Source organism: Pseudomonas sp., assembly GCF_030698175.1.
Lineage (GTDB): Bacteria > Pseudomonadota > Gammaproteobacteria > Pseudomonadales > Pseudomonadaceae > Aquipseudomonas.
Genome location: NZ_JAUYNT010000001.1, coordinates 46182 through 72039, shown reverse-complemented (window position 1 = coordinate 72039; position 25858 = coordinate 46182). Strand labels below are relative to the sequence as shown.

The window sequence follows — 25858 nt, the reverse complement described above, 5'->3', positions numbered from 1 at the left end:
CCAGCAGCTAGGCTGGGCCTACATTTTTAGAATTAAGAGCTGGAGAAAGAGAGCATGAGTAACTGGCTGGTCGACAAGCTGATTCCCACCATCATGCGTTCTGAGGTGCAAAAGAGCTCGGTCCCTGAGGGCTTGTGGCACAAATGCCCGTCTTGTGAGGCGGTGCTTTACCGTCCTGAGTTGCAAAAGACCTTGGACGTCTGCCCGAAGTGCAATCACCACATGCGCATCGGCGCGCGGGCGCGGCTGGATATCTTTCTTGATGCCGAGGGCCGTGAAGAGATCGCCGCAGAACTTGAGCCGGTTGATCGGTTGAAGTTTCGCGATAGCAAAAAATACAAAGACCGTTTGCTCGCAGCACAAAAACAGACCGGTGAAAAAGATGCGCTGATTGCCATGCGCGGCGCCGTGCTCGGTCTGCCGGTAGTGGCTTGTGCTTTTGAGTTCGGCTTTATGGGCGGCTCGATGGGCGCCATTGTTGGCGAGCGTTTTGTCCGGGCGGCGAATGTCGCGCTGGAAAAAGGCTGCCCCTTGATTTGTTTTGCCGCCTCCGGTGGCGCACGCATGCAAGAGGCGTTGATTTCGCTGATGCAAATGGCGAAAACCTCGGCGGTGCTGGCGCGTTTGCGCGAAGAGGGCGTGCCCTTTATTTCGGTGTTGACCGACCCGGTTTATGGCGGTGTATCAGCCAGTTTGGCCATGCTCGGTGATGTCATAGTTGCCGAACCGCGCGCTTTGATTGGTTTTGCCGGGCCGCGGGTGATCGAGCAAACGGTGCGTGAAAAGTTGCCCGAAGGCTTTCAGCGCAGTGAGTTTTTGCTTGAGCACGGCGCTATCGACATGATCATTCACCGTGAAGAGTTACGTCCGCGGTTGGCCCGTATTTTGGCGCAGATGCAGCATTTGCCTACGCCAACGCCAGTAACCACAGCGGCGATCGCTGCCCTATGACGCAACGGGCGCTGGCCGATTGGCTGAGTTATCTGGAGCAATTGCACCCGTCGGCCATCGACATGGGTTTGCAGCGTGTGCAACAGGTTGCCACTCAACTTGGCTTGAGTCGGCCAGCGCCCTTGGTTATTACCGTAACAGGCACTAATGGCAAGGGTTCTACCTGCGCCTTTTTGGAGTCCTTGCTGCTAGCGCAGGGGCTCAAAGTGGCTGTTTACAGCTCCCCGCATCTATTGCACTACAACGAGCGGGTGCGGATTGCCGGTGTCGATGCTACTGACGCCGAGCTCTGCGTTGCCTTTGCTGAAGTTGAGCGTGCCCGCGCGCAGATATCCCTGACTTATTTTGAGATGGGTACTTTGGCTGCCTTTTGGCTGTTTGAGCGCGCCGCTTTGGATGCGGTAATTCTTGAGGTTGGCTTGGGCGGACGGCTGGATGCCGTCAACCTGATTGACGCTGATCTGGCGCTGATCACCAGCATCGGCCTGGATCACGCCGACTGGCTGGGGGATACCCGTGAGTCGGTGGCCTTCGAGAAGGCCGGCATCCTGCGTGCTGGGAAGCCGGCGTTGTGCGGTGATCTCGACCCGCCCCTACCATTGCTGGAGCGAGTGGCTGAGCTCGACTGCCCGTTATTTCTCCGTGGCCGTGATTACGATCTGACGATTGATGGGGCGGTCTGGAGCTGGCGCGGCCTGAATGCACGCGGTGAAGTCTTGCAGTTAGACGCTTTGCCCTTGCTGGATTTGCCGCTGGAAAACGCCGCCTTGGCCGTGCAAGCCTACGCTTTGCTGGATTTGCCTTGGCGGCCTGTGCAGCTGGCGGCAGCCTTGGCGGCGACGCGGGTGGTTGGGCGTTTGGATCGGCGTCAGCTGCATTGGCAAGGTAAGTCACTGACACTGTTGCTGGATGTTGGGCATAATCCCCACGCGGCTGAGTATCTGGCGCAGCTGCTAGCCAGCCGGCCAGTACCTGGCAAGCGTCTGGCGGTGTTCGGTTTGCTGGCGGATAAAGACTTGTCGGGGGTGCTGAATGCCTTGCGCGATGAGGTTCAGGACTGGGCGGTGGTCAATTTGCCCACCGAGCGAGCGCGCCCGGCGGCGGAAATAAAAGCGGCGCTGCTTAACTTGGGTGCTCAGGTCGAGGCCTATGTGGATGTCGCAGCTGCGCTGCAGGTGCAGTGCGCGCAGGCCACGGCAGACGATGAAATTCTGGTATTTGGATCTTTTTATTGCGTTGCGCAAGCCCTGGAATGGTTGGCTTGTGTTGCTGCACAGGAGGTAGGCAATGGCTTTGCTCGATAGTGGGCTCAAGCAGCGAATCGTCGGTGCTTTAGTGTTGCTGGCGTTGATGGTGATTTTTCTGCCGATGTTGCTGTCTCGTCAGGATGATTTGCAGCGCGTGGTGGTCGATGCCCCTGCTATGCCGCAAGCGCCAGTGATGCCTCAGGTTGAGCTGGATCCGGTTAGCGTGCCACAGGCGCAGTCACTGCCTGAAGAGCCAGTACCGATGACCGAGTCGGAGATCGCGGCAGCTGCACCAGCCGTAGCTGTGCCGGCTAAGCCGGTGGCCGCAGTAACGCCGCCAGCCGCTACTAAGCCGTCGGTCGCCGAAGTCGCAGCGCCAGCCAGCCGTTTGGATGCCAACGGTCTGTCTGTCAGCTGGTCGATTCAACTGGCCAGTTTATCCAGTCGCACCAGTGCCGATAGCTTGCAGAATCGCCTGCGTGGTGCCGGCTACAATGCCTACGTACGCAACGTCGAAGGCATGAATCGGGTCTTTGTCGGCCCGGTCATTGAGCGCGCTGAGGCTGATCGTTTGCGCGATCAATTAACCCGCCAGCAGAAGCTCAATGGCTTTGTGGTGCGCTTTCAGCCCGAACGAGGCTGAAGCGCAGCTTACCGTGAGGCCGGCGCTCTGTTAAAATCGCCGGCCTTTCATGTATGCAGGCTTTGCTGTGGCACTTACTTGGGTTGATTGGGCGATTATCGCCATCATCGTTATCTCCTGTTTGATCAGCCTCAAGCGCGGCTTCGTCAAAGAAGCCCTGTCGCTGGTGACCTGGATCATTGCCGGCGTTGTTGCCTGGATGTTTGGCGGCGCGCTAGCCCAGCACCTCACCGACTTTATTGAAATGCCTTCGGCGCGAATTATCGCCGGCTGCGCGATTTTATTTGTGGCCACCTTGCTGGTGGGCGCCTTGGTTAATTTCCTGATCAGTGAGTTGGTGCGGGTGACCGGTTTGTCGGGCACTGATCGCTTTCTTGGCATGGTCTTCGGTGGCGCTCGCGGCGCCTTGCTGGTGGTGGTGCTAACCGGGCTGCTAAGCCTGGCACCCGTTCAGCAAGACCCGTGGTGGCAGCAATCGAGCCTGATTCCACATTTTCTAATAGTCGCCGATTGGTCAAAAAACCTGATTGTCGGGATGGCGGGTCAGTGGCTTGCGAGCAGTTTGCACGCGCCGAGTTAAAATCGCAGTTAAAGGGGCGTTGTGTGCTGCGCACCAATGCCCAGAATTAGCAGTACTACTAGCAGGGGTTGCGTCACATGTGTGGCATCGTCGGTATCGTCGGTAAGTCGAACGTCAATCAGGCGCTGTATGACGCGCTTACCGTCCTCCAACACCGTGGCCAGGATGCTGCCGGTATTGTGACTAGCCATGATGGCCGGTTGTTTTTGCGCAAGGACAACGGCCTGGTACGTGACGTGTTTCATCAGCGCCACATGCAGCGCTTGGTCGGCCATATGGGCATTGGCCATGTGCGTTACCCGACTGCCGGCAGCTCCAGCTCTGCCGAGGCGCAGCCGTTTTACGTCAACTCGCCCTACGGCATTACCCTGGCGCACAACGGCAACCTGACTAACGTCGAGCAGTTGGCCAAAGAGATCTATGAGTCGGATCTGCGTCACGTCAACACCAACTCCGATTCTGAAGTGCTGCTCAACGTGTTCGCTCACGAGTTGGCGCAGCGCGGTAAATTGCAGCCGACCGAAGACGACGTGTTTGCGGCCGTCACCGATGTGCATCAGCGCTGCATTGGTGGTTACGCCGTGGTGGCGATGATCACCGGCTACGGAATTGTCGGTTTTCGCGACCCGAATGGGATTCGTCCGATTGTCTTCGGTCAGCGCCACACCGATGAGGGCGTCGAGTACATGATCGCCTCGGAAAGTGTCTCGTTGGACGTGCTCGGTTTTACCTTGATTCGCGATCTGGCCCCGGGTGAAGCGGTGTACATCACCAGCGATGGCAAGCTGACAACCCGTCAGTGCGCCGCGAAGACCTTCTACTCGCCGTGCATCTTTGAGTATGTGTACCTGGCTCGTCCTGACTCGATCATGGATGGCGTCTCGGTGTACAAGGCGCGCTTGCGGATGGGCGAGAAGCTGGCGGAGAAAATCCTCCGTGAGCGGCCTGAGCACGACATCGATGTGGTGATCCCGATTCCCGATACCAGCCGCACCTCGGCGCTGGAGTTGGCCAACCATCTGGGCGTTAAGTTTCGCGAAGGCTTCGTCAAGAATCGCTATATCGGTCGCACCTTTATCATGCCGGGCCAGGCGGCCCGCAAGAAATCGGTCCGGCAGAAGCTGAATGCCATCGAGCAAGAGTTTCGCGGCATGAACGTCATGCTGGTGGATGACTCGATCGTGCGCGGCACCACCTGCAAGCAGATCATCCAGATGGCGCGTGAAGCCGGGGCGAAGAATGTCTACTTCTGCTCGGCGGCGCCGGCTGTGCGTTACCCGAACGTGTACGGCATCGACATGCCGAGTGCCCACGAATTGATCGCGCACAATCGCAGCACCGAAGAAGTGGCCGAGTTGATTGGCGCCGATTGGCTGATTTATCAGGATCTGGCCGATTTGGTCGAGGCGGTCAGTGAAAGCAATCCGGCGCTGCAAGGCTTTGATAATTCTGTATTCAACGGCGAATACGTGACGGGCGATATCGATTCGGCCTACCTGCACAAGATCGAGCAGGCGCGTAATGACCTGTCCAAGGTCAAGTCCAGCGCCGTCAGCGCGATCATCGATCTGTATAACAACTGAGTGGGAAGTGGGGAGTGAGTGATATGACGCGCGATTGGGATGCCGGGCGACTGGATAGCGATCTTGAGGGCGTAGCCTTCGACACCTTGGCGGTGCGCGCCGGTCAGCATCGCTCGCCAGAAGGCGAGCATGGTGATGCGCTGTTCTTGACCTCCAGTTATGTCTACCGCTCTGCCGCCGAAGCGGCCGCGCGCTTTGCCGGCGAAGTGCCGGGTAACGTTTACTCGCGCTATACCAACCCCACGGTGCGCACCTTTGAAGAGCGCATCGCGGCGCTCGAAGGCGCTGAGCAAGCGGTGGCAACTGCCTCCGGCATGGCGGCGATTCTGGCTTGTGTCATGGGCCTGTGCAGCGCCGGTGATCATGTTCTGGTGTCGCGCAGCGTGTTCGGTGCCACGGTTACCCTGTTTGAGAAGTACTTTAAGCGTTTCGGCATTCAGGTCGACTATGTGCCGTTGACCGATCTCGATGCTTGGCAGCGGGCGTTCAAGGTCAACACCAAGCTGCTGTTTGTCGAGTCACCGTCTAATCCCTTGGCCGAGTTGGTTGATATTGCCGCGCTGGCAGACATTGCCCACGCGCGTTCGGCGCAGTTGATCGTGGATAACTGCTTCTGCACCCCGGTGCTGCAAAAGCCCTTGGCGCTGGGGGCGGATATCGTTATCCATTCGGCCACCAAGTTCATCGATGGTCAGGGCCGTTGCCTGGGCGGTGTGGTGGCGGGCCGTGCGGCGCAGATGATCGAGGTGGTGGGCTTCTTGCGCACCGCGGGGCCGACCATGAGCCCGTTCAATGCCTGGGTGTTCCTCAAAGGCTTGGAGACGCTGCGTTTGCGCATGCTGGCCCATTGCGCCAGTGCCCAGGCGCTGGCCGAATGGCTTGAGCAGCAACCGCAGGTGGCGAAAGTCTATTACGCCGGTTTGCCCAGCCATCCGCAGCATGAGTTGGCCAAACGGCAGCAGAGCGGTTTCGGTGCGGTGGTGAGCTTTGAGGTGGTCGGCGGTAAAGAGGCTGCGTGGCGTTTTATCGACGCCACGCGGTTGATTTCGATCACCGCTAACCTGGGCGATACCAAAACCACCATCACTCATCCCGCGACCACTACCCATGGTCGCTTGTCGGTTGAGGATCGCGCCGCGGCAGGTATTCGCGACAGTCTGATTCGTTTGGCGATTGGCCTGGAGGATGTGGTTGATCTAAAAGCTGACTTAGCCCGTGGTTTAGCGGCGCTATAAAGACAGTTTGCGTCTGTAGTTGTAACTGTTCGGTCCAGGGTGCTGAGTCTTGGGATTCTGCTGGCAAGGCATCAGTTGATGCTTTGCCAGGCGCTTTGAAATTTGCCTGTTTTTAGAAAAACTTCAAGCAGGCTATTGACTTAGCATCGCCCCATGGGTAAATTGCACACCTCGCGAGACACTGGGTGATTAGCTCAGCTGGGAGAGCAGCTGCCTTACAAGCAGCGGGTCGGCGGTTCGATCCCGTCATCACCCACCAGTTCTCACGAGTACGAACGAAAGTTCGGCCGCTGCGCAGCGGTAGTTCAGTTGGTTAGAATACCGGCCTGTCACGCCGGGGGTCGCGGGTTCAAGTCCCGTCCGCTGCGCCATATTCGAAAGCCCTCAAGCAGAAATGCTTGGGGGTTTTTCTTTTGTTTCGGTTTTTGTTGTCATCTTTTGTTCATTGGGGATCTTTAGGCTGCGAGGTGGGTCTTGGTAAGACTCACTTTCGCAATCAAGGATTATCCCAATGAACGACTATCAAGAAGAGTTGCTCGACTACCACGCCACTGACTGGGAGCCGGCTGAGCCCATCGATGATGCCACCGAGCTCTAAGTGGGTTTAATGGGCGAGCCGTTGGCTGCGGCGAAATTCGCCGGGAGTCTGGCTGCTCCAGCGCTTAAACGCACGCTGAAAGGCCTCTGCCGACGCAAAGCCAAGCAGAAAGGCGATTTCACCAAAAGCCAGGTCGGTGTCGCGGATATAGCTGATGGCGAGGTCGTGGCGGGTGTTGTTGAGCACCGCCCGAAATTGCGTGCCTTCCTCGGCCAATTTGCGCCGCAGGGTCCAGCTCGGTAACTGCAAGCGCGCGGCAATCTCGGCCAGTTCCGGCTCACGACCATGCAGTAACGGCCCCAGCAGTTGGCTGATGCGTTCGGTCAGGCTGCGGGTACGGGTTAACTGCTCTAGTTCGCGCTCGCAAATCTCGAGTAGATGCCGCCAGGTGCTCGGGCAGTGCTGTGGGTTACGCAGGGCCAGGCTGGCTTGGCTTAGCTGCAGCTGATTGCGCTCGGCGGCAAATTCGACTGGGCCACTAAAGGCTTGCGGGTAGTGCTCGGCATAGCTGGGGGCGGCGAATTCGATGCAGGTCTGTTCCGCACTCAGGCGTTGGCCAGCCAAACTGCTCAGTTGCTGCACCCAGCCGGCCAATACCGAGTCGACCACGAAACGGTTGTAGGCGTTATACGGACTGATGGAGTAGAAACGCAGCCAGGCGCCCTGGGCGTCTTCGTGAAAACTCGATTGGCCGCGATAGTTATAGGCATACAGCGGCTCAAAACGAATCAGGGTGCGCGCGGCTTCCCGTACCGTGGGCGCCTGCGCTGCGGTAATGCCCGCCAGACCTGCCTGGTTGAAGCGGCTGAGTTGACCCATTTGCAGGCCCAGATAGGCCGCGTTGGTCAGTTGCATGGCGGCATGCCCCAGGCGCATATAGCGCGGGATCGACAGGCGCGCACGCGGTTGCGCCAGGCGCGCCGGCGCAAGATCAAATTGCTCGAGCAAGGCTTGCGGGTCTTGCCCGAGGGCTTGCACGCTTTCGGCTAAGCACTGCACAAAGCCCACCGATAAATCACCGAGGCGAACGCGGGGGGCTTTCATGGGCGTAGATTGCTGTGGTTGTGGCTCATGTTGTCCATATCCGGGCGGTGGTTTGCGCTCAGATTAGGGGGGAGGGTGGCGTTTGCCAAGGCTGGCTGCGCATTTTGATCAATAGGTTGTAATTTGCAGTCATTGATCGTCGCCCTGCGGGTCTTTATTGTCAGCACATAACCGATCGCTGCCGTTGATAAGGCCGGCGACATTCCGTGAATACACTGCCTGCTCTGGAGTTTTTATGCCTGCCGCTCATTTTCCGCATTTGTTGGCCCCGCTTGATCTGGGTTTTACCACGCTGCGTAACCGCACCCTGATGGGGTCGATGCACACCGGCCTGGAAGAAAAACCCGGTGGTTTTGAGCGTATGGCGGCTTACTTTGCAGAGCGTGCCTTGGGTGGCGTTGGCTTGATGGTGACCGGGGGTATTGGCCCGAACGCCGAAGGCGGGGTGTATGCCGGTGCGGCCAAGTTGACCACGCTGGAAGAGGCCGAGAAGCACAAGGTTGTTACTCAGGCCGTGCACGAAGCCGGCGGCAAGATTTGCATGCAGATTCTGCACGCCGGCCGTTATGCCTACAGCCCGCAGTCGGTGGCGCCGAGCGCCATCCAGGCGCCAATCAACCCGTTCAAGCCGCGCGAGTTGGATGAAGACGGTATCGAACAGCAGATCCAGGACTTCGTTAACTGCTCGGCACTGGCGCAAGTGGCAGGCTATGACGGCGTCGAAATCATGGGGTCGGAAGGTTATTTTATTAACCAGTTCCTGGCCCTGCACACCAATCAGCGCACCGATCGCTGGGGCGGTAGCTACGCAAACCGTATGCGTCTGCCGGTGGAAATCATCCGTCGGGTGCGTGAAGCGGTCGGCGCGAACTTCATCATTATTTACCGCCTGTCGATGCTCGATTTGGTCGAGGGCGGCAGCAGCTGGGACGAAATAGTTCTGCTGGCCAAGGCTGTCGAACAGGCCGGCGCGACCATTATCAATACCGGGATCGGCTGGCACGAGGCGCGCATTCCAACCATCGCCACCAAGGTGCCGCGCGCGGCCTTTACCAAGGTTACCGCCAAGTTGCGTGGCGAAGTCAGCATCCCGCTGATCACCACCAACCGCATCAATACGCCGGAAATCGCGGAGCAAGTGTTGGCCGAAGGCGACGCCGACATGGTCTCCATGGCGCGGCCATTCCTGGCCGACCCGGAGTTCGTCAATAAGGCCGCCGCCGGCCGTAGCGATGAAATCAACACCTGCATCGGCTGCAACCAAGCCTGCCTGGATCACACCTTTGGCGGCAAGCTGACCAGTTGCCTGGTTAACCCGCGCGCCTGCCACGAAACCGAGTTGAACTACATCAAAACCATGGCGGTGAAGAAGATTGCCGTGGTTGGTGCCGGCCCGGCGGGCCTGGCTGCCGCCACAGTGGCGGCTGAGCGTGGCCATCGGGTGACCTTGTTTGACTCGGCCAGTGAGATCGGTGGTCAGTTCAATGTGGCCAAACGGGTGCCGGGCAAGGAAGAGTTCGTGGAAACCTTGCGTTACTTCAAGCGCAAGCTGCAAACCACCGGTGTCGAACTGCGTCTGAATACCCGGGTAAGTTCGACTGAGTTGGCCGCAGGCGGTTTTGATGAAATCATCCTGGCCACCGGCATTGCGCCACGCACCCCGGAAATTGACGGCGTGGATAATCCGATGGTGATCAATTACCTGGATGCCATCCTCGGTCGCAAGCCAGTGGGTCAGCGGGTTGCGGTAATTGGCGCCGGTGGCATTGGTTTTGATGTGTCGGAGTTCATCACCCATCAGGGCGAAGCCACCAGCCTCAATCGCGAAGCTTTCTGGAAAGAGTGGGGCATCGATACCGATCTGGTTGCCCGTGGTGGGGTGGCCGGCATCAAGGCTCAGGTGCATGCGCCGGCGCGCCAGGTGTTCTTGCTGCAGCGCAAAAAATCCAAAGTCGGTGATGGCTTGGGTAAAACCACCGGCTGGATTCATCGCGCCGGGCTGAAGAACAAAAATGTGCAAATGCTCAACAGCGTCGAGTACCTGAAAGTCGATGACGCCGGGCTGCATGTGCGAATTGCCGCTGGCGAGCCGCAGTTGCTAGCGGTCGATACCGTGATTATCTGCGCCGGCCAAGACCCGCAACGTGAGTTGCAGGCAGCGTTGGAAGCCGCCGGGCAGAAGGTGCATTTGATCGGTGGTGCAGACGTGGCCGCTGAGCTGGATGCCAAGCGTGCAATCAATCAGGGCTCGCGCTTGGCGGCTGGGCTGTAAGTACCCGTCTATGCCTAGGTCGCGTTGCAGCTAATACGGCTGCAACGCTTGGATGTGGTGCCTAGGTAGCCGTTGTTGAGCCAGTGATCGGGCCAAGGCTTGCCGAGCAAGCACTTGCTGCGCCAACCAGCTGCGCGGCACTGTCCGACCGCATCACAGTTTTTGCTTGTCGCAGACCCTCTGCGTCTTAGCGGCCGGGCGGCTGCCAACCCAGTCACATTGCCCGTCGGTGATTTTCCCCTAAACTTGCAAAGCACAGGCTCGCGTTTGACTGCTCAGGTTCGCACCTGGCTGGCTGGCTGAATGTTGGCTGCGGCGCCGGGTGCTTGGTCGGTTTAGAGGAATATTCATGAGCCTGCAGAAAAAACCGCAGATGGTCGAAGCCGTGATGTTCTTCAGTGAGCGTGGCGGGATCTGTAAAGAAATGCTCTTTGCCGAGTTTGAAGCGCTGCTCGACGCTGTGGTCAACATGCCCGAATACGCCGACCAGCAGGTGCGCATGGCCTATCTGTTGGTTAATCCGCGGCTGCTGGTTCGTTCTGTGGTGTTCTTTTACCTCGATTTTGACGAAAAAGGCGCCGCCGATAGCGGCTGGAATATTCCGCTGCGGCATCTGGCCGACAACGCCGGGCGTGGGCCGGATCTGGGCGCCGGACCCATTCGTTTGGCGTGCCGCAGCCAATGCCCGGTGTCATGGCATCAAATGCACCTGTGGGATCCGAGCCTGAGCCCCGGGCACAACGATTTGGCGCTGCTGCGTGATACGGTTAAACGCAATCACATGGGTTTGTTGGTCGAGGATGATGCGCCGCAAGTGGTCGCTGCCGAGCGCCTGCAGATGGCCGTCGAAGATCACTGGTACCCGCCGGATCCACAGCAGTTACAGGCCGAGCAGCAAGCCCAGGTGCAAGCCGAGAAGGTTGATCAAGAGCAGCGGGTTAAGGCGGCTCAATTAATCAAGCAGCAACGCTTGCGGATCAACAGCCTGGCTCAGCAGCATGAGCAAGAGTTAGGCAAGTTCCGGCTGGCCAGCGACGAACAGAACCAGGCGTTGCACACTCAGTTGCAAGCTTTGCAGCAGGCGCTGCGTCAGCAGGAGGGGTTAAATCGCAGTCTCAAGGCGCAATTGAGCACGCAGGCCGATGAGTTTCAGAACGGCAGAGAGTTGATGACCGCTCAGCTACGCGCCCTTGAACAGCACGCGCAAACCGAGGCGGATATTTTTCGGCGCCAGTTTGAGGCTGAATTACAGGCGAAAGTGGCCGTGGCGGTGCTGGGGTACCAAGAACAATTAGCGCTGCGCGATGAGCAAGGCACGGGCAAGTCGCGCGAAGCCAGCGATGAACAAAACCTGTCGCTGCAAACCCAGCTGCAGGCAATGCAGCAGGCAGTTCGTCAGCAAGAAGAGCTTAACCTAAGCCTCAAAGCCCAGCTGAGCAGCCAAGCTGAGGGCTTTCAAAGCAGTCGCGAACAAATGGCCGGGCAACTGCGTGCACTTGAGCAGCACGCGCAAACTGAGGCCGATATCCTGCGGCGCCAGTTTGCGAGCGAGTTGCAAGCCAAGGTGGCGGCGGCGGTGGTTGAGTACAAAGAGCAAATTGCCATTCGCGATGTCGAGTTGGCCTATCGCAACGAACTGGATACCCAGTTAGAGCAAGAAGTCGCGCGCCTCAAGCATGAGCGCGACGAGTATGCCGGGCAGGGCAGTGAACAGGTGCTGGAGCGCTTGTCCAAGCTTGGCGTGGTGTTTGTGGTGTATCACCCGGGCGCCGGCCATCTGACTATTCCGTTGGCCGATGTTGCGCGCTATCAAGACAACCCCATGGCCTATGTGGCGGCCAAGTGTTTTGTCAGCGAGGCGCAGTACCGAGAATGGCATGCGCACTATCAGTCACCCACCTGCGCCGGCTTATTGCCCAGTGGCGAGCGCTGCGGCATACCGCTGGATCGTGTCGATGCGCCCAGCCGTTTTGTGCTTGGGCATTCCAACTGCTGTGCGCGGCACAAGAGCGCAAGTCCCTTGCGCACTGCGGGTTAACCTTTGCCATTAGTCATCCCGCACTGGCAACCGCAGGCCTTGCTTGAATCCTTGGAGTTTGACTGGTCGCGCGCCGCCGGAATTGAATTGGCCGTGCTGCGCCTGGAACTGATCGACCCGCTGATCTCCGGGAATAAATGGTTCAAGTTGGCGCCGTATTTGAGCGCCGCCGCCAAGGCTGGTTTTAACGGGCTGATCAGCCTTGGTGGGCCGCACTCCAATCATTTACATGCCCTGGCCGGTGCCGGCAAACGCTTTGATTTTCCGGTGGTTGGCCTGCTGCGCGGCGAGCCGCAAGACACCCCGACGGTGCGTGATCTGCAAACCATGGGCATGCAATTGCATTGGCTCGGTTATGGCGGTTATCGGGCGCGGCATCAGGCCGATTTTTGGTTGCCTTGGCAGCAGCGTTATCCGCATTTATTTGCCGTTGCCGAAGGTGGCCTGGGCTTGCTGGCCGCCCACAGTTGCGCCAGTTTGCGCCAGCAGGTGCAGGCCCAGCTCGATACCCTGGGCTGGCCCGACTATGACGCCTGGTGGTTGGCGGCGGGGACCGGTACCACTGCGGCGGGCTTGGTGATTGCCGAAGCGGGCGAGCACCCGGTTTATGCTGCCCTGGCGGTGCCGGCGGGGCATGGTACTGATAGGCAAATCGCGGCCTTATTGGCTGAGGCTGGAATGGCTAATCAGGGCTACCATCTAGTCGACGCTTGCCGCGGCGGCTTTGCCCGGGTTGACCCCGAGTTGCTGGCCTTTATGAGTGCCGCCGAGCAATCTAGCGGCGTCCAGTTTGAACCTGTGTATACGGCAAAAGCCTTGCTGGCATTGCGCCAGCATGTCGAGGCCGGTTACTTTGCGCCAGCAACCCGTGTGTTGTTCGTGCATACCGGTGGTTTGCAAGGTCGCCGCGCGTTGTTGTCGCCCCTGAGTTAAGCGTCCCGAGATGCTGGTCGCGTCGACAGAAAACCCAAATCTCGGTCCACGGAATCTGGATATTGTCATGAGCGAGCCGTTAAACCCCGAGCAACTTCGCAGCCTGACACCGCTTAATGCGCTGTCCGAGCAGCAGTGGCGCGAACTGCGTAGCCAATTGGTGCCGCAGCATTTGCTCGCCGGTCAGTTGCTGTTTCGCCGGGGCGATAAAGCTCGGCACACCAATTACCTGCTGTCTGGCACCTTGCTGCTGCGCGATGAAGCCGGGCTTGAGCACGAGTTGCAGGCTGGCACTGAGGCGAGCTGTCATCCACTGTCGCCCAGTTTGCCGCGCCTGCATGAGGTGCACGCGCTCACCGATGTCAGTTTGTTGCTGCTCGACAGCGCCACTTTGACGCGCTTGTTGACCTGGCGTTCGGCCTATCACGACCTGTTGCTGGAATTGGCTTCGACCGGTGAAGACATTGACTGGATCGAGCGCTTACTGGAAAACCCCATTTTTAACCGGGTGCCGCCGTCCAATGTGCGCGCCATGCTCGAACGTTTGCAGCGCCTTGAGCTGCTCGCGGGCAGCTCTGTGTTGAGTGAAGGTGAAGTTGGCGATTGCTGCTACTTCCTTAAAAGCGGCCGCGCCGAAGTGATTCGCGGCGCCGGCAGCGCCCACCAAGTGTTGGCCGAGCTTGAGGTGGGTGCCTGTTTTGGTGAGGAAGCTTTGCTGGCCGATTTACCCCGTAACGCCAGTGTCACCATGCTGGAGGATGGCGTGGTGCTGCGCCTGGATCGGCAAGATTTTTTCGCGCTGTTAAAGGCCCCAGTGGTGGATGAGGTGTCCTTTGGCGAGGCCACGCGTTTGTTGACTGCCGGCGCCCAATGGTTGGATGTGCGCCTGCAGCAAGAGTACGAGCACACCCATGCGCAGCAGGCGTTAAATATGCCCTTGCATTTACTGCGGCTGAAGGCCCGTTTGCTCGACAAAACCCACACCTACCTGTGCTACTGCGACAGCGGTAAGCGCAGTGCCAGCGCGGTATTTCTGTTGTCGCAGTTGGGTTATCAGGCCTATGCCTTGCGCGATGGTTTGGATGCGTTGCCGGCGGTGCAGCGCGGCGCTTTGCTCTGTGAGCACGGCTCGGGTTACCTGGCCCGCTCCGGTGGCCGCACCGAGCGCAGCCTATAACGGCGTGCTCCGCAATCAGCCGGTTTTTCCATGAATTCGGCGTCACCAGCAAAGCGCTGGCTGGTTGTTACTCGTCAGGAGTCGGCCAGTCATTGTTGACCAGAAACAGCCGTTGCAATTCGTGCCAGGCACCGCTCGCCCGCTGCTCAAGTTGCACCAGCAGCAGCGGTGCTCGAGAGTCGGCGCTTTGCTGCAGGTACAGTTCTAGCTGCGCCAGCGTTAGGCTGCTGTCTTCATCCGCGCGGGCCGGGGCCAGCCAGCGGCTGCGCGGCAACACTTGCCAGCGTGCCTGTGTGGCCTGTGCGGCAAAGCTGGGCCATTGCGCTCGATGCAGCCAATGCCCGCGTAAATGTGCGGCATGGGCGCCCTGGGGTGGTGTGCAATTGCTCGGCCAGGGGTAGAACAAATAACCGCCCAGCCACAACTCTGCCTGCACCGCCTCTATGTGCCAGTCGGTGAGCGCCGCGCCGCCTAGCGGGCTGCTGGACAGCGGCAACTGATGGTGGCGCAAATGCTCAAGTTTTAACCCCAGCCGATCTTGACCGCCGGGGCCGAGCCAGTTGGCTGGGTCGAGACCGCTGCAGTGCTGGGGGCCCAGGTAAAACTTGCAGGCCAGTTCGATGTGATGATCGCCGTCCGCATCGCGGATCAGTAAATCCATTTCGCCCAGGGTTTGCCCGCCTTGACGAATTGCCACGTTGGCCGCCAACAGCTCAACCCCAGGCGCTGCCTGCAGGGCGAATTGCCAGAGCTTTTCGTAGTACAGCCCCAGGCGCCGATTAGAGGCACGGGCCAGCCAGGCATCCAGCGCGCTCGGATCTTGATCCTGGCCCTGCAGCCAGTCGACCAATTGCTCCGGTACTTGCGCCCAGTCGCTGGCCGCCAGGGGATGGCGTTGTGGCCAGTCAGCCTCGAGCAGCAATGGTTGCGACAGCAGCACCCACGCCAGATCGCGCACGGCCGGGTGCTGCAGTTGTGCGGCTAATTCGCGCAGTTGGCTAAATGGATTCATAGCGCCAGCATAGCGCCTGGCTTGCACATTAGGCGCGTGCCGAACGAGGCTATGCAGCCGCCCGCTGGCTGCCAGCGGGATGTCAGTCGGTGCTTAGCTCGCGCGGATGACGTGTTTGATTTCCTGAAATGCCTGCAGGCCCCATGGCCCTAGTTCGCGGCCGATACTGCTCTGCTTGTAGCCGCCCCAGGCGGCCTGGACAAAGATCACCTGCGGTGCATTGATCCAGACCAGGCCCGCTTGCATGGCATTGGCGACTCGCTCGGCAGCGGCCTGGTCACGGCTGATTACGCTGGCGACCAGGCCGAACTCGCTGTCGTTGGCCAGTGCGATGGCTTCGTCTTCACTGCTGAACGTGCGCACGCACATCACTGGGCCGAAAATCTCTTCGCGCCAGAGCGCACTGTCTGTCGCTACGTCGGTGAAAATTGTCGGCTGCAGAAAATAGCCCTGGGCTAATTCGGTTGGTCGCTCGCCGCCGCAGAGCAGTTGTGCGCCGGCCTGCAGACCCGCTGCGATGTGCTGGCGAACCCGCTGATATTGCGCGCGGTTGACCAGTGGACCCATTTCAACGCCCGCTGTAAAAGGATCGCCAACGCGAATAGCTTGAGCCCGCGCCTTGAGCCGTTGCAGAAAGACCTCAGCCAGCTCCTCAGCTACTAGTACCCGGCTAGTTGCCGAACACATTTGCCCAGCATTAAAGAACGCCCCGGCGCAGGCGAGTTCCACCGCCAGCTCCAGATCAGCCTCTGCCAGCACCAGCAACGAGGACTTGCCGCCCAGTTCCAGGCTCACGCCCTTAAGCGTTTCGGCGGCGCGCTGCATCACCTGCACGCCCACGGCGTTGCTGCCGGTGAAGGAGACTTTTGCTAGCCGAGGATCGCTCGTCAGCGGTGCCCCGACGGCCAGCCCGGTGCCGCAAACGAGGTTGAATACACCGGCGGGCAGCCCGCTTTGGGCGATGATGTCCGCCAGCTCCAACTCGGGTAGCGGGGTAACTTCAGAGGGCTTTAACACCACGCTACAGCCTGCCGCCAAGGCCGGTGCCAGCTTCCAGGCGGTGGTGACCATGGGGAAGTTCCACGGCACTATCAGGCCGACCACGCCGCACGGCTCGCGGCGCAAGCGTGCGGTGAAATCGCGGCTGGGTAGCGCCACGTTGCTGTCCTGCTGGGCGTCCATGGTGTCAGCCAGGTCGGCGTAATACTCAAAGGTGCTGATCACGTCATCGACATCCAGCGCCGCTTCGCTCAGTGGTTTGCCGCTGTTGCTCGATTGCAGTTGGATTAAGCGCTGCCGGCGCGTCTGTACTCCACTGGCGATCGCCCGCAAGCACCGCGCTCGAGTCGCGCCGGTGCTCTGGGCCCAGGCCGGAAAGGCCGCGCTGGCGGCATCCACTGCCAACTTGACGGTAGCGGCGTTACCCGCGCCAACGCGGGCCAATGCTTGCTCGGTGGCGGGATTGATCACCACCAGCCATTCGCTAGCGCTCTGCCATTGCCCGTTGATATAAATGCCGGCGCGGCTCTCGCTCAGGCACGGTTGTGTGTTCAGCATGGCGTCATCCTGTTTGTCCGGTAGTGCCGATCGATTTAGATCGGCGCAGGTATTGCCCATAACGGCGGCTTACTCAGCGCTGTGTGATGGGCTTGCGAGACTTAGGTCTACGTCAGGCGGCTTCGCGCGCTTGAGGCATGGCTGCTGTGCGGGGATTTGCACTGAGCCAGCGCGGGCCTAACGGGCCATAGACTTCGGCCGGTTCCGGGAACAGCTTGAGCAACAGCAGATAGAGCAGGGCGGCCAGGCCGAGGGTGACCGGTAGGCTGATATCGATACCGCCAGCCAGGTCACCCAGCGGGCCAACGAACTGCCCCGGCAGATTGACGAAGCACAGGCCGATCACTGCGCTGGGAACCCAGGCGCCCATGCCGCGCCAGTTCCAGCCGTGGTGGAACCAGTAGCGGCCACCGGTTTCGCCGCGGGTAAACACCTGCAGGTCATCCGGGCAGTAGAAGCCGCGGCGAATGATCAGGCCGAGAATCATGATCACCATCCAGGGGCTGGTGCAGGTAATGATCAGCACGGCGAAGGTCGACACGCTCTGCACCAGGTTGAAGGCAAACCGACCAATAAAGATGAAGCTGATCGACAGCACGCCAATCAACAAGGTCGCCTTGACCCGGCTGAGTACCCGTGGGAACACGCTGGACATATCCAGACCGGTGCCATACAGCGCGGTGGTGCCGGTGGACATGCCGCCGATCACCGCAATCAGGCACACCGGCAGGAAGAACCAGGTTGGTGATACGGCTAGCAGGCCGCCGACATAGTTGTTGGCGGCGATGTAGTCCGGGGCGTTGGCCGCGACTATGGTGGCGGTGACCAGGCCGAAGAAGAACGGAATCAAAGTGGCGATCTGCGCCGCGACCACGGCCAGCATAATCCGGCTTTTCGAGGTCTGCCGCGGGATGTAGCGCGACCAGTCACCGAGGAAGGCCCCGAAGGAGACCGGATTGCTCATCGCCAGCAGGGTGGCGCCGATGAAGGCCGCCCAGAAGCCTTCGGCACCCAGGTTGACGCTACCGGCGAAGCCCGCATCGAAGGGGCCGGCGAAGGCCGCAACGCCGAGCAAAAACAACAGGCTGGCGGCCCAGACGGCAATCTTGTTGACCCACAGCATGAAGCGGAAGCCGTAGATGCACACGGTTAGCACCAGAATGGCGAACAGGCCGTAGGCCAGGCCCAGGGTCAGGTCGGTCTCCGGCAGGCCGATCAGCCGCTTGGCGCCACCGACCAGGGCGTCGCCCGAACTCCACACCGACAGCGAGAAGAAGGCGATGGCGGTGAGCAGTGAGAGAAAGGAGCCGACGATCCGCCCGTGCACGCCAAAGTGCGCACCGGAAGACACCGCGTTGTTGCTGCCATTGAGCGGGCCGAACAGACCCATGGGCGCGAGAATGATTGAGCCGATCAGTACACCGAGCAGAATCGCCCAGGCACCGGCCTGGAACGACAGGCCGAACAGCACCGGGAAACTGCCCAGTACGGCGGTGGCGAAGGTGTTGGCTCCGCCGAAAATCAGGCGAAACAGGTCGATGGGTTTGGCGTTGCGTTCGGCGTCGGGGATCTGTTCGATGCCGAAGGATTCAATTTGGGTAATGGCTGGTTTATTGTTTTTGTTATGCATGATTTCTCTCCTGGGAGTGGCGCTGCAGGTCAGGTCGCTGGACTGTGTTTGGGCATTGCCGACAAGTGCTCATGGCACGCCAGCCAACGGCCTGTTTGCGGTTGCTGGCGAAAGACGATGGTCTCGCGCTCCAGACTCAGACTCTCGTTGCCCTGAATGCATAGCCGGGTGCTGACGTCGTGGATAAAAATCGCCACATCGCCCTGCAGGCTGACGAACTGATTGCTTGAGGTGCAATCGAGCACCTCGAAACCGTCGCGCTGCCAGCTGTCCCACAGTTGGCGATAGGCGCTGCGCGAGAGCAGCGGCTGCTCGCAGCTGTGGAAGACGAAGCTGGCGTCTTCGCTGAAAGCCGCGAAGTAGGCGTCGCTGTCGTTGCTGGCGAAGGCGGCGACCAGTTGGGTGGCGGCCTCGAGTACCTGTTGGCGGCTCATCGCTTTGCCACTCCCGGCAGCACGCAGAGCATTTCGTAGAGCAGGTTGGCGCCGAGCAGCGAGGTGTTGCCGCTGGTGTCGTAGGGCGGGGAAACCTCCACCACATCGCAACCGATCAGCTCCAAGCCCTGGCAGCCGCGGATGATTTCTATTGCCTGAATGGTGGTCAGGCCGCCGATTTCCGGGGTACCGGTGCCGGGCGCCCAGGCGGGATCGATGCCGTCGATATCGAAGCTCAGGTAGACCGGGCCGCCGCCGACTTTCTCGCGCACTTCGGCCATCAGTGGAGCCAGGGATTTGTGCCAGCACTCTTCGGCCTGGACCACGCGAAAGCCCTGCTTGCGGCTCCAGTTGAAGTCCTCGGCGGTGTAGCCCTGGGCGCGCAAACCAATTTGTACCACGCGGTCGCAATCCAGCAGACCTTCTTCCACGGCGCGGCGGAAGGTGGTGCCGTGGGCGATTTTCTCGCCGAACATATGGTCATTCACATCGGCGTGGGCATCGATATGCACCAGGCCGATCTTGCCGTGCTTCTTCTTCAGGGCACGCAGAATTGGCAGAGTAATGGTGTGGTCGCCACCCAGGGTCAACGGCAGGATGCCGTGGCCGACGATTTTGTCGTAGGCCTCCTCGATGATGCGCACGGCGTCGAGCAGGTTGAAGGTGTTGATCGCCACGTCGCCGATATCGGCCACGTTCAGCGAGTCGAACGGGGCGGCGCCGGTGGCCATGTTGTATGGACGGATCATCACCGATTCGGCGCGAATTTCCCGTGGCCCAAAGCGGGTGCCGGGGCGCAGCGAGGTGCCAATGTCCAGCGGTACGCCGATAAAGGCGGCGTCCAGAGCATCCAGTTCAGCGGCAGTTTGAATATGCGGCAGGCGCATCATGGTAGCGATGCCACCGAAGCGCGGCATTTCGTTACCGCCCAGGGGCTGATGAAGAATCTTATCCACGAAGTGGCCTCACGCTTATTGTCGTTGTAGGAGTGAGGCGGATTTTGCGCAGAGTGGTTTGTCGGACAAATCGTTGGCGGCAAATACTTAGTTCAGAGATTTCTAAACTAACGGCCGCGACGTAGACTCGTTCGCAGAGTGGGTTTCAGCCCACCCTACGCCACCTGGGGCGCACCGCCGCGCCTGCATTAGCTGATGAGAAAGCCATGTCCAGCGTCTTACCCGATCTGAAACTGCTGCGGATTTTTGTCAGTGTGGTCCGTCATCAGGGCTTTGCGGCGGCGCAACAGGAGCTGAATCTGTCGACCTCGGCGATCAGCACCTATATGAGTCAGCTGGAGGGCCAGCTTGGCCTGAGCCTTTGTCATCGCGGGCGTGGCGGTTTCAGTCTGACCAGCAAAGGCGAGCTGTTCTTCCAGGAAACCTTGCGTTTGCTCGGCGAGTTGGAAGGTTTCGAGCGCTATGCGGCGGCGCTCAAAGGCGAGCTGCGTGGCACGCTTAATCTGGGGGTGATCGACTCGACGGTCAGCGACCGTGCCTTGCCGCTGGTCGAGACCATCGGCGTTTATAGCCAGGAATACCCAGCGGTGCATTTGCACCTGGCGGTGATGAGCCCCTATGAGTTGCAATTGGCGGTGCTGGGAAATCGTCTGGATTTGGCCATCGGCGCGTTCTCGACGCGCATGAGCGGTCTGGTCTATCAGCCGCTGTACCGTGAGCAGCATTGGCTGTACTGCAGTGATAGACACGCCTTATTTAGTGAGCGGCGGATACCGGCCGAGCTGATCACCCAGCAACGTATGGTCGGGCGCGGCTATTGGAGTCAGGCGGAGCTGGCGCGCCATGGTTTTAAGCACAGTGCGGCGACGGTGGAGAGTATGGAGGCGCAGTTGGTGCTGGTGCTGTCCGGTGCGTACATCGGTTACCTGCCCGAGCATTACGCGCAATCCTGGGTCGATCAGGGGCGCCTGCGGCCCTTGCTGCCGACGGCTTTCGGTTATCAGGCGCCGTTTTCCCTGGCGCTGCGCCGCGGGCGCTCCCGCGAGCCGTTGCTGCAGGCTTTTCGTGATCTGCTCAAGGCCCAGCTTAATCAGCCTTGATGGCGCCTTAGGCGCGCGCTTAAGCCCGCCGAATCAGCGATCTTTTGGCCAGATGATCACGCGCAGGTTTGCTGCCGCTGTTGGCTTGCGCCCATAATCGCCGCAGTCCATCTACCTTAGAGAGCCCCATGGAGCAATTTCGGAATGTCGGCATCATTGGTCGCCTCGGCAGTGCGCAGGTGCTCGACACCATTCGGCGGCTGAAAAACTTTTTAATTGCCCGCCAGCTGCATGTGATTCTGGAAGACAGCATTGCCGAGGTATTGCCCGGCCACGGCCTGCAAACCTCGTCGCGAAAATTGCTCGGGGAGATTTGTGATCTGGTGATAGTCGTCGGCGGTGACGGCAGTTTGCTCGGCGCGGCGCGGGTGTTGGCGCAGCACAAGGTGCCGGTGCTGGGAATTAACCGTGGCAGCCTGGGCTTTTTGACCGACATCCGCCCCGATGAATTGGAGCTGAAAGTCGGTGCCGTGCTGGATGGCGAGTACCTGTCGGAAACTCGGTTTTTATTGTCGGCCGAGGTGCGCCGGCATAACGAGGCGATAGGTCAGGGCGATGCGCTGAATGACGTGGTGCTGCATCCGGGCAAATCAACCCGGATGATCGAGTTTGAGCTGTATATCGACGGTCAGTTTGTTTGTAGCCAAAAGGCCGATGGGCTGATCGTCGCCACGCCCACCGGCTCCACCGCCTACGCCCTGTCGGCGGGCGGACCGATCATGCACCCCAAGCTGGATGCGATTGTGATTGTGCCGATGTACCCGCACACATTGTCGAGCCGACCGATTGTGGTCGACGGCAACAGCGAGTTGAAAGTGGTGGTGTCCAAAGACCTGCAGATCTATCCGCTGGTGTCGTGCGACGGCCAGAACCACTTCACCTGTGCCCCTGGCGACACCATCACCATCAGCAAAAAGCCGCAAAAACTCAGTTTGATCCACCCCCTCGATCACAATTTCTACGAAGCCTGTCGGACCAAATTGGGTTGGGGCAGTCGCTTGGGCGTACACGACTGATGTTGCTCGATCCGGATCGTGGTTATGACCTGATTGGCGACGTGCATGGCTGCGTCCACAGCCTCGAGCACCTGCTCGATCAGTTGGGTTATCGCCAGCATGCCGGGGTTTGGCGCCACCCACGGCGGATGGCGTTGTTTCTCGGCGATATCATCGACCGTGGTCCGCGTATTCGCGAAGCCTTGCATTTGGTCCATGCCATGGTCGATGCCGGCCAGGCCGCGTGCCTGATGGGCAATCATGAGTTCAATGCCCTCGGCTGGCAGACCTCGGTGGTCACGGCCGATAGCACCCGCTATGTGCGCGAACACACCCCCTTGCATGCGCGCCAGTTGCAGCAAACCCATCAACAGTTTGCCAACTACCCGGATGAGTGGCGCGAATTTATCGACTGGTTTCAGCAGTTGCCGCTGTTTATCGATGCGCTGCGTTTTCGCCTGGTACATGCTTGCTGGGACGCGCAGCTGATCGCGCAACTCAAACTCAGTTATCCGGACGGAGTCATCGATCAGGCCTTTGTCCAGGCGGCGGCAGAACCTGGCAGCTTTGCCAGTCGAGTGTTTAACCGACTGCTGCGCGGCACCGACATGCGCCTGCCGGATGGCCTGACCCTGACTGGGGAAGACGGTTATACCCGCGCGCATTTTCGCACCAAGTTTTGGGCCGATGCGCCGCAGACCTACGGCGATATCGTCTTCCAACCCGATGCTCTGCCCGAGCAGGTGGCGCAGACGCCCTTGTCGGTCGAGCAAAAGAGCCGCCTGCTGCACTACCCCGAGGATCAGCCCTTATTGTTTGTTGGTCATTACTGGCGACGCGGATTGCCAGCGCCGATTCGGCCGAATCTGGCCTGTTTGGACTACAGCGCCGTACTGAACGGCAAGTTGGTGGCCTATCGACTCGATCAAGAGCGCCAACTTGAGCCGAGTAAGTTTTGTTGGGTCGAGGTTGAACACCTGGAGGCGCCAAGGTGAGTGGGGTCTCTCTTTCTTTCCGTAATGGAGCTTTAGCGCTATATGGATGATGTGATGCTGGTTCAGTTGGAGACGGCTTTAGCCCTTTCTCCAGACAACGAAGCGCTATTGGGCCTGCTGCTGCAGGCTTATATCGAGCGCAACGAGTTTGCCCGTGGGTTAGCCAAGCTGCCGACAGGCCTGGAGGCTCGTGGCGATGCTCAGGCATTACGTCACCTGTCGGCGCGTATCTGCCTGGGTGCTGGTGAGCCGCAGCGGGCATTGCTGTTGCTGCCAGCGGATATGCCAGAAGAGCAGCTGCTGCGCGCCCATGCTCTGGCTGATTTGCAGCGCCGCGACGAGGGTCTTAAGGAGTATCGCTTGGCGGTGCAGGCTAACCCGGCGCTGGAGGACGTTTCCTTGCAGCGCCGCCTCAGTGCGCAGGTGGTGGATTTTCCTGGCGGCGAGGGGCGACCACGATTGCGGGTTATCTCCAACGATGATACCGAACAATCCGAGGCCACTCGCTTGCTGGCGCCGAACTCGGAAATCCTGACTTTCGAGGATGTTGGCGGCCTCGACGAGTTGAAGAAAACCATCCATAAAAAAATCATCCTGCCGTACCAAAAACCAGGGCTTTTCCAGCGTTTCCGCAAACGTGTGGGCGGCGGCATTCTGCTCTATGGGCCACCGGGTTGCGGCAAGACCATGCTGGCTAGGGCGACGGCGGGCGAGTGTAAGGCGACCTTTCTCAATGTGGCGATTTCCGATGTGTTGGATATGTACATAGGCGAGTCTGAGCGCAAGCTCCATGCGTTGTTCGAAGAGGCTAGGGCGAAGGCGCCGGCAGTGCTGTTTTTCGACGAGGTAGAAGCTTTGGGCGGCAAGCGCACTAATACCCGCGAGGCGACATCGTCCAAGCTGGTCAGCCAGTTTCTTACCGAGATGGATGGCTTTGCCCAATCCAACCATGGTGTGCTGATTCTTGCTGCGACCAACGTGCCTTGGTCGGTTGATGCCGCATTTCGTCGCCCTGGGCGTTTTGATCGGGTGTTGTTCGTACCTCCACCAGACCGTCCGGCACGGGCCAATATGCTGCGCCTGATGATGGCCGACCGGCCTTGCGAAGGGGTGTTTGACTACGAATTCCTTGCGCGCAACACCTCGGGTTTCTCAGGTGCAGATCTGCGCGAATTGGTGGAAACCGCCGTGGATGAGGCGATTGAGGAATCTATTGCCGAAGGGCGCGAGCAGCCCGTGACGGATCGCCATCTCAAAGCGGCGCTGAAAGAGGTGCGTGCCACCACGGTGGAATGGTTGACTACGGCGCGCAATTACGCCCGCTACTCCAACGAAGGCGGCCAGTACGACGAAGTGCTGGCGTTTCTCGAACAACATGGCAAGGGACGTTAATGGGCGAGCGTAGTGTGTATCGGATCGAAGATGAGTCGCGCCCCGGCAACCTGGCCAAATTTGCGGTCGAGCCACTCTGGCCAATGCTGGGGTTGATGATGGGCGGTGCCTGGCTCGGCTTGCCCTGGTTTGCCCTCAATGGCATTGCCGTTGGCAGCCCGACGCGGGTGCGCGAAGCGGTGCTCGCTGGGGTTGGCTTGCTGGGTAGCCTGGCCTTGGCGTTTGTGCTGCTGCATCTGTGGCAGAGCGGGTATGTGGTCTCCAAAGAAATGCTCCAGTACGCGCTGCTAGTGCTGGTGGTGTGGAAGCTGACCATCGGTTACATGTTGTTTTTGCTGCAGAGTTCGACCATCGAACTCTATCAATACTACGGCGGAGTGCTTAATCGCTTTGGCCTACCGGTGGCCTTGCTGGGCGCGTTTGCGCTGCGTGGTCTGGTGCTGGGCTTGCTGCCGTTCACGCTCTGGCAGTTGGTGATGAGTTGATGAACGAAACTTACCTATTGGATCTGGCCTACCAGCGCCTTAATAACGGCCAGGTCGAAGGCGCGATCAATTGCTTGCGGCAGTTGCTCAGCAATGCGCCTGAGCATGCCGAGGCTCATGCCTTGCTGGCGCTGTGTTTGCTGGAGATGCGCCGTGCGGTGGCGGCGGAACGTGAAGTTGGTCTGGCTCTGGCCAGCGATGCGCAGTTGGAGTTCGCCCATTTTGTTGCTGCACGGGTAGCGATGATGCGGCGCAAGTTCAAGTTGGCCGCTCGCCATCTGGCGCAAGTGCTGGAAATGAACCCCTTGGAGGTGCGCTATCAACTGGCCCAGGCCGACCTCCAGGCCTTGCTTGGCAGGCGCGCGCAGCAATTGCCCTATCTCCTGCGCGCCCTGGAGTTGGCGCCGGATGATCCGGATTGTCTGGCAGCGATGGCGGAGTTTTATCGTCGTGGTGGTGAAGTTGAACAGGCTGAGAATTTCGCTCGCCAGGCTTTGCAACAGCATGCCGCTCATAGCGGCGCAATCGTTACTCTTGGTCATTTGCTGTTGCGGCGCGGCGAGGTGCAGGCGGCGCGCGAACACGCGACCTGGGCCTTGGGCGAAGATGCCAATGACATTGCGGCGCTCTACCTGATATCGGCAGTGAAGGCGCGCAGCAACCCGCTGATGGGGCTCTGGTGGCGTTACAACTCGTGGATGTCGGAGCTTGGCCCTACGCACTCGATTATCGTGTTGCTGGTAATGTTTGTGGTTTATCGGGTGGCAGTCATCGCGGCAGGTCAGCACGGCCATATCATGCTTTCGCAGGTTATCCAGTGGGGGTGGTTGGCGTTCGTGATTTACAGTTTTGCTGGTCCGCAGATATTCAAGCGCTCATTGGCCAAGGAGTTGGAGCAGGTGAAGTTGTCCCGCGACTTCTAGCTTCGAGCTATGTTCTGACCGCCGTCGGTGCGCTGGCGCGCCTTCGCCGTTAAACTGCCGCTTTGTTTTGGAGACCGC

The 25858-nt window shown here is 59.8% G+C and carries 22 protein-coding genes and 2 tRNA genes; 18 read left to right on the top strand and 6 right to left on the bottom strand.

What is annotated here, in order from left to right:
• The first annotated feature begins 54 nt into the window (after positions 1 to 54).
• The 8 genes from accD (at position 55) to Q8R10_RS00230 (ending at position 6610) form a co-directional block, all read left to right on the top strand.
• Complete coding sequence (accD, locus tag Q8R10_RS00265; RefSeq protein WP_305649948.1) at positions 55 to 951, top strand: acetyl-CoA carboxylase, carboxyltransferase subunit beta; 897 nt, start codon at positions 55 to 57, stop codon at positions 949 to 951.
• Positions 948 to 2255, top strand: a complete 1308-nt coding sequence (gene folC / locus Q8R10_RS00260) for a bifunctional tetrahydrofolate synthase/dihydrofolate synthase (protein ID WP_305649946.1) — start codon at positions 948 to 950, stop codon at positions 2253 to 2255. The genes accD and folC overlap by 4 nt, the downstream gene beginning before the upstream one ends.
• Positions 2239 to 2841: an SPOR domain-containing protein gene (locus Q8R10_RS00255; protein ID WP_305649944.1), complete on the top strand. Its 603-nt coding sequence runs from the start codon at positions 2239 to 2241 to the stop codon at positions 2839 to 2841. Before folC ends, Q8R10_RS00255 begins: the two co-directional genes overlap by 17 nt.
• Positions 2842 to 2908: 67 nt before the next feature.
• On the top strand, positions 2909 to 3421 hold the full coding sequence (locus tag Q8R10_RS00250; RefSeq protein WP_305649942.1) for a CvpA family protein: 513 nt from the start codon (positions 2909 to 2911) through the stop codon (positions 3419 to 3421).
• Between the two features lie 77 nt (positions 3422 to 3498).
• Entirely contained in the window at positions 3499 to 5004 is a 1506-nt protein-coding gene (gene purF, locus Q8R10_RS00245; protein ID WP_305649940.1) for an amidophosphoribosyltransferase, read from the top strand.
• A 23-nt stretch (positions 5005 to 5027) separates the two neighbouring features.
• Entirely contained in the window at positions 5028 to 6239 is a 1212-nt protein-coding gene (locus Q8R10_RS00240; RefSeq protein WP_305649938.1) for an O-succinylhomoserine sulfhydrylase, read from the top strand.
• Between the two features lie 183 nt (positions 6240 to 6422).
• Positions 6423 to 6498 (top strand) — tRNA-Val (locus Q8R10_RS00235).
• A gap of 35 nt (positions 6499 to 6533) precedes the next feature.
• Positions 6534 to 6610 (top strand) — tRNA-Asp (locus Q8R10_RS00230).
• A 233-nt stretch (positions 6611 to 6843) separates the two neighbouring features.
• Here the strand turns inward: Q8R10_RS00230 and Q8R10_RS00225 are convergent.
• A complete protein-coding gene (locus Q8R10_RS00225) occupies positions 6844 to 7881 on the bottom strand; it encodes an AraC family transcriptional regulator (RefSeq protein ID WP_305649936.1) in 1038 nt (345 codons plus the stop codon).
• A 235-nt stretch (positions 7882 to 8116) separates the two neighbouring features.
• On the opposite strand from Q8R10_RS00225, the gene Q8R10_RS00220 reads away from it, so the two are divergent.
• The 4 genes from Q8R10_RS00220 to Q8R10_RS00205 all read left to right on the top strand — a co-directional run bounded on the left by Q8R10_RS00220 (position 8117) and on the right by Q8R10_RS00205 (position 14301).
• A complete protein-coding gene (locus Q8R10_RS00220) occupies positions 8117 to 10153 on the top strand; it encodes an NADPH-dependent 2,4-dienoyl-CoA reductase (RefSeq protein ID WP_305649934.1) in 2037 nt (678 codons plus the stop codon).
• Between the two features lie 349 nt (positions 10154 to 10502).
• Positions 10503 to 12191 (top strand): chromosome partitioning protein ParA, encoded by a 1689-nt coding sequence (locus tag Q8R10_RS00215; RefSeq protein ID WP_305649932.1) that lies wholly within the window; start codon positions 10503 to 10505, stop codon positions 12189 to 12191.
• Positions 12192 to 12194: 3 nt separating this feature from the next.
• Positions 12195 to 13124 (top strand): 1-aminocyclopropane-1-carboxylate deaminase/D-cysteine desulfhydrase, encoded by a 930-nt coding sequence (locus Q8R10_RS00210; RefSeq protein WP_305649930.1) that lies wholly within the window; start codon positions 12195 to 12197, stop codon positions 13122 to 13124.
• A 67-nt stretch (positions 13125 to 13191) separates the two neighbouring features.
• Complete coding sequence (locus tag Q8R10_RS00205; RefSeq protein WP_305649928.1) at positions 13192 to 14301, top strand: cyclic nucleotide-binding domain-containing protein; 1110 nt, start codon at positions 13192 to 13194, stop codon at positions 14299 to 14301.
• A gap of 67 nt (positions 14302 to 14368) precedes the next feature.
• On the opposite strand, the gene Q8R10_RS00200 is transcribed toward Q8R10_RS00205, so the two are convergent.
• The 5 genes from Q8R10_RS00200 to speB all read right to left on the bottom strand — a co-directional run bounded on the left by Q8R10_RS00200 (position 14369) and on the right by speB (position 19890).
• Positions 14369 to 15313, bottom strand: coding sequence for a DUF1853 family protein (locus tag Q8R10_RS00200; protein WP_305649926.1), 945 nt, complete (start codon positions 15311 to 15313; stop codon positions 14369 to 14371).
• 93 nt (positions 15314 to 15406) lie between these two features.
• Positions 15407 to 16870, bottom strand: coding sequence for an aldehyde dehydrogenase family protein (locus Q8R10_RS00195; protein WP_305649924.1), 1464 nt, complete (start codon positions 16868 to 16870; stop codon positions 15407 to 15409).
• A gap of 112 nt (positions 16871 to 16982) precedes the next feature.
• Positions 16983 to 18500: a cytosine permease gene (locus Q8R10_RS00190; protein WP_305649923.1), complete on the bottom strand. Its 1518-nt coding sequence runs from the start codon at positions 18498 to 18500 to the stop codon at positions 16983 to 16985.
• A 29-nt stretch (positions 18501 to 18529) separates the two neighbouring features.
• Complete coding sequence (locus Q8R10_RS00185) at positions 18530 to 18934, bottom strand: nuclear transport factor 2 family protein (RefSeq protein WP_305649922.1); 405 nt, start codon at positions 18932 to 18934, stop codon at positions 18530 to 18532.
• A complete protein-coding gene (speB, locus tag Q8R10_RS00180; protein ID WP_305649920.1) occupies positions 18931 to 19890 on the bottom strand; it encodes an agmatinase in 960 nt (319 codons plus the stop codon). The genes Q8R10_RS00185 and speB overlap by 4 nt, the downstream gene beginning before the upstream one ends.
• Positions 19891 to 20096: 206 nt before the next feature.
• Between speB and Q8R10_RS00175 the strand changes: the two genes are divergently transcribed.
• From Q8R10_RS00175 to Q8R10_RS00150, 6 genes are all read left to right on the top strand, one after another.
• Positions 20097 to 20990: a LysR family transcriptional regulator gene (locus Q8R10_RS00175; RefSeq protein WP_305649918.1), complete on the top strand. Its 894-nt coding sequence runs from the start codon at positions 20097 to 20099 to the stop codon at positions 20988 to 20990.
• A 128-nt stretch (positions 20991 to 21118) separates the two neighbouring features.
• Positions 21119 to 22006: an NAD(+) kinase gene (locus tag Q8R10_RS00170; protein ID WP_305649916.1), complete on the top strand. Its 888-nt coding sequence runs from the start codon at positions 21119 to 21121 to the stop codon at positions 22004 to 22006.
• On the top strand, positions 22006 to 22980 hold the full coding sequence (locus Q8R10_RS00165) for a metallophosphoesterase (RefSeq protein WP_305649914.1): 975 nt from the start codon (positions 22006 to 22008) through the stop codon (positions 22978 to 22980). The genes Q8R10_RS00170 and Q8R10_RS00165 overlap by 1 nt, the downstream gene beginning before the upstream one ends.
• Positions 22981 to 23022: 42 nt before the next feature.
• Positions 23023 to 24372, top strand: a complete 1350-nt coding sequence (locus Q8R10_RS00160; protein ID WP_305649912.1) for an AAA family ATPase — start codon at positions 23023 to 23025, stop codon at positions 24370 to 24372.
• A complete protein-coding gene (locus Q8R10_RS00155) occupies positions 24372 to 24857 on the top strand; it encodes a hypothetical protein (RefSeq protein ID WP_305649911.1) in 486 nt (161 codons plus the stop codon). Before Q8R10_RS00160 ends, Q8R10_RS00155 begins: the two co-directional genes overlap by 1 nt.
• The gene (locus tag Q8R10_RS00150; protein WP_305649909.1) at positions 24857 to 25780 is read left to right on the top strand and encodes a tetratricopeptide repeat protein; all 924 of its coding nucleotides are present in this window, start codon (positions 24857 to 24859) and stop codon (positions 25778 to 25780) included. Before Q8R10_RS00155 ends, Q8R10_RS00150 begins: the two co-directional genes overlap by 1 nt.
• Positions 25781 to 25858: the final 78 nt, after the last annotated feature.

What these genes read in the sequence shown, in the direction of transcription:
- accD (WP_305649948.1), top strand. Translation starts at nt 55, where the DNA reads ATGAGTAACTGGCTGGTCGACAAGCTGATTCCCACCATCATGCGTTCT.
- folC (WP_305649946.1), top strand. Translation starts at nt 948, where the DNA reads ATGACGCAACGGGCGCTGGCCGATTGGCTGAGTTATCTGGAGCAATTG.
- Q8R10_RS00255 (WP_305649944.1), top strand. Translation starts at nt 2,239, where the DNA reads ATGGCTTTGCTCGATAGTGGGCTCAAGCAGCGAATCGTCGGTGCTTTA.
- purF (WP_305649940.1), top strand. Translation starts at nt 3,499, where the DNA reads ATGTGTGGCATCGTCGGTATCGTCGGTAAGTCGAACGTCAATCAGGCG.
- Q8R10_RS00240 (WP_305649938.1), top strand. Translation starts at nt 5,028, where the DNA reads ATGACGCGCGATTGGGATGCCGGGCGACTGGATAGCGATCTTGAGGGC.
- Q8R10_RS00225 (WP_305649936.1), bottom strand. Translation starts at nt 7,881, where the DNA reads ATGAAAGCCCCCCGCGTTCGCCTCGGTGATTTATCGGTGGGCTTTGTG.
- Q8R10_RS00220 (WP_305649934.1), top strand. Translation starts at nt 8,117, where the DNA reads ATGCCTGCCGCTCATTTTCCGCATTTGTTGGCCCCGCTTGATCTGGGT.
- Q8R10_RS00215 (WP_305649932.1), top strand. Translation starts at nt 10,503, where the DNA reads ATGAGCCTGCAGAAAAAACCGCAGATGGTCGAAGCCGTGATGTTCTTC.
- Q8R10_RS00205 (WP_305649928.1), top strand. Translation starts at nt 13,192, where the DNA reads ATGAGCGAGCCGTTAAACCCCGAGCAACTTCGCAGCCTGACACCGCTT.
- Q8R10_RS00200 (WP_305649926.1), bottom strand. Translation starts at nt 15,313, where the DNA reads ATGAATCCATTTAGCCAACTGCGCGAATTAGCCGCACAACTGCAGCAC.
- Q8R10_RS00195 (WP_305649924.1), bottom strand. Translation starts at nt 16,870, where the DNA reads ATGCTGAACACACAACCGTGCCTGAGCGAGAGCCGCGCCGGCATTTAT.
- Q8R10_RS00190 (WP_305649923.1), bottom strand. Translation starts at nt 18,500, where the DNA reads ATGCATAACAAAAACAATAAACCAGCCATTACCCAAATTGAATCCTTC.
- Q8R10_RS00185 (WP_305649922.1), bottom strand. Translation starts at nt 18,934, where the DNA reads ATGAGCCGCCAACAGGTACTCGAGGCCGCCACCCAACTGGTCGCCGCC.
- Q8R10_RS00175 (WP_305649918.1), top strand. Translation starts at nt 20,097, where the DNA reads ATGTCCAGCGTCTTACCCGATCTGAAACTGCTGCGGATTTTTGTCAGT.
- Q8R10_RS00170 (WP_305649916.1), top strand. Translation starts at nt 21,119, where the DNA reads ATGGAGCAATTTCGGAATGTCGGCATCATTGGTCGCCTCGGCAGTGCG.
- Q8R10_RS00165 (WP_305649914.1), top strand. Translation starts at nt 22,006, where the DNA reads ATGTTGCTCGATCCGGATCGTGGTTATGACCTGATTGGCGACGTGCAT.
- Q8R10_RS00160 (WP_305649912.1), top strand. Translation starts at nt 23,023, where the DNA reads ATGGATGATGTGATGCTGGTTCAGTTGGAGACGGCTTTAGCCCTTTCT.
- Q8R10_RS00155 (WP_305649911.1), top strand. Translation starts at nt 24,372, where the DNA reads ATGGGCGAGCGTAGTGTGTATCGGATCGAAGATGAGTCGCGCCCCGGC.
- Q8R10_RS00150 (WP_305649909.1), top strand. Translation starts at nt 24,857, where the DNA reads ATGAACGAAACTTACCTATTGGATCTGGCCTACCAGCGCCTTAATAAC.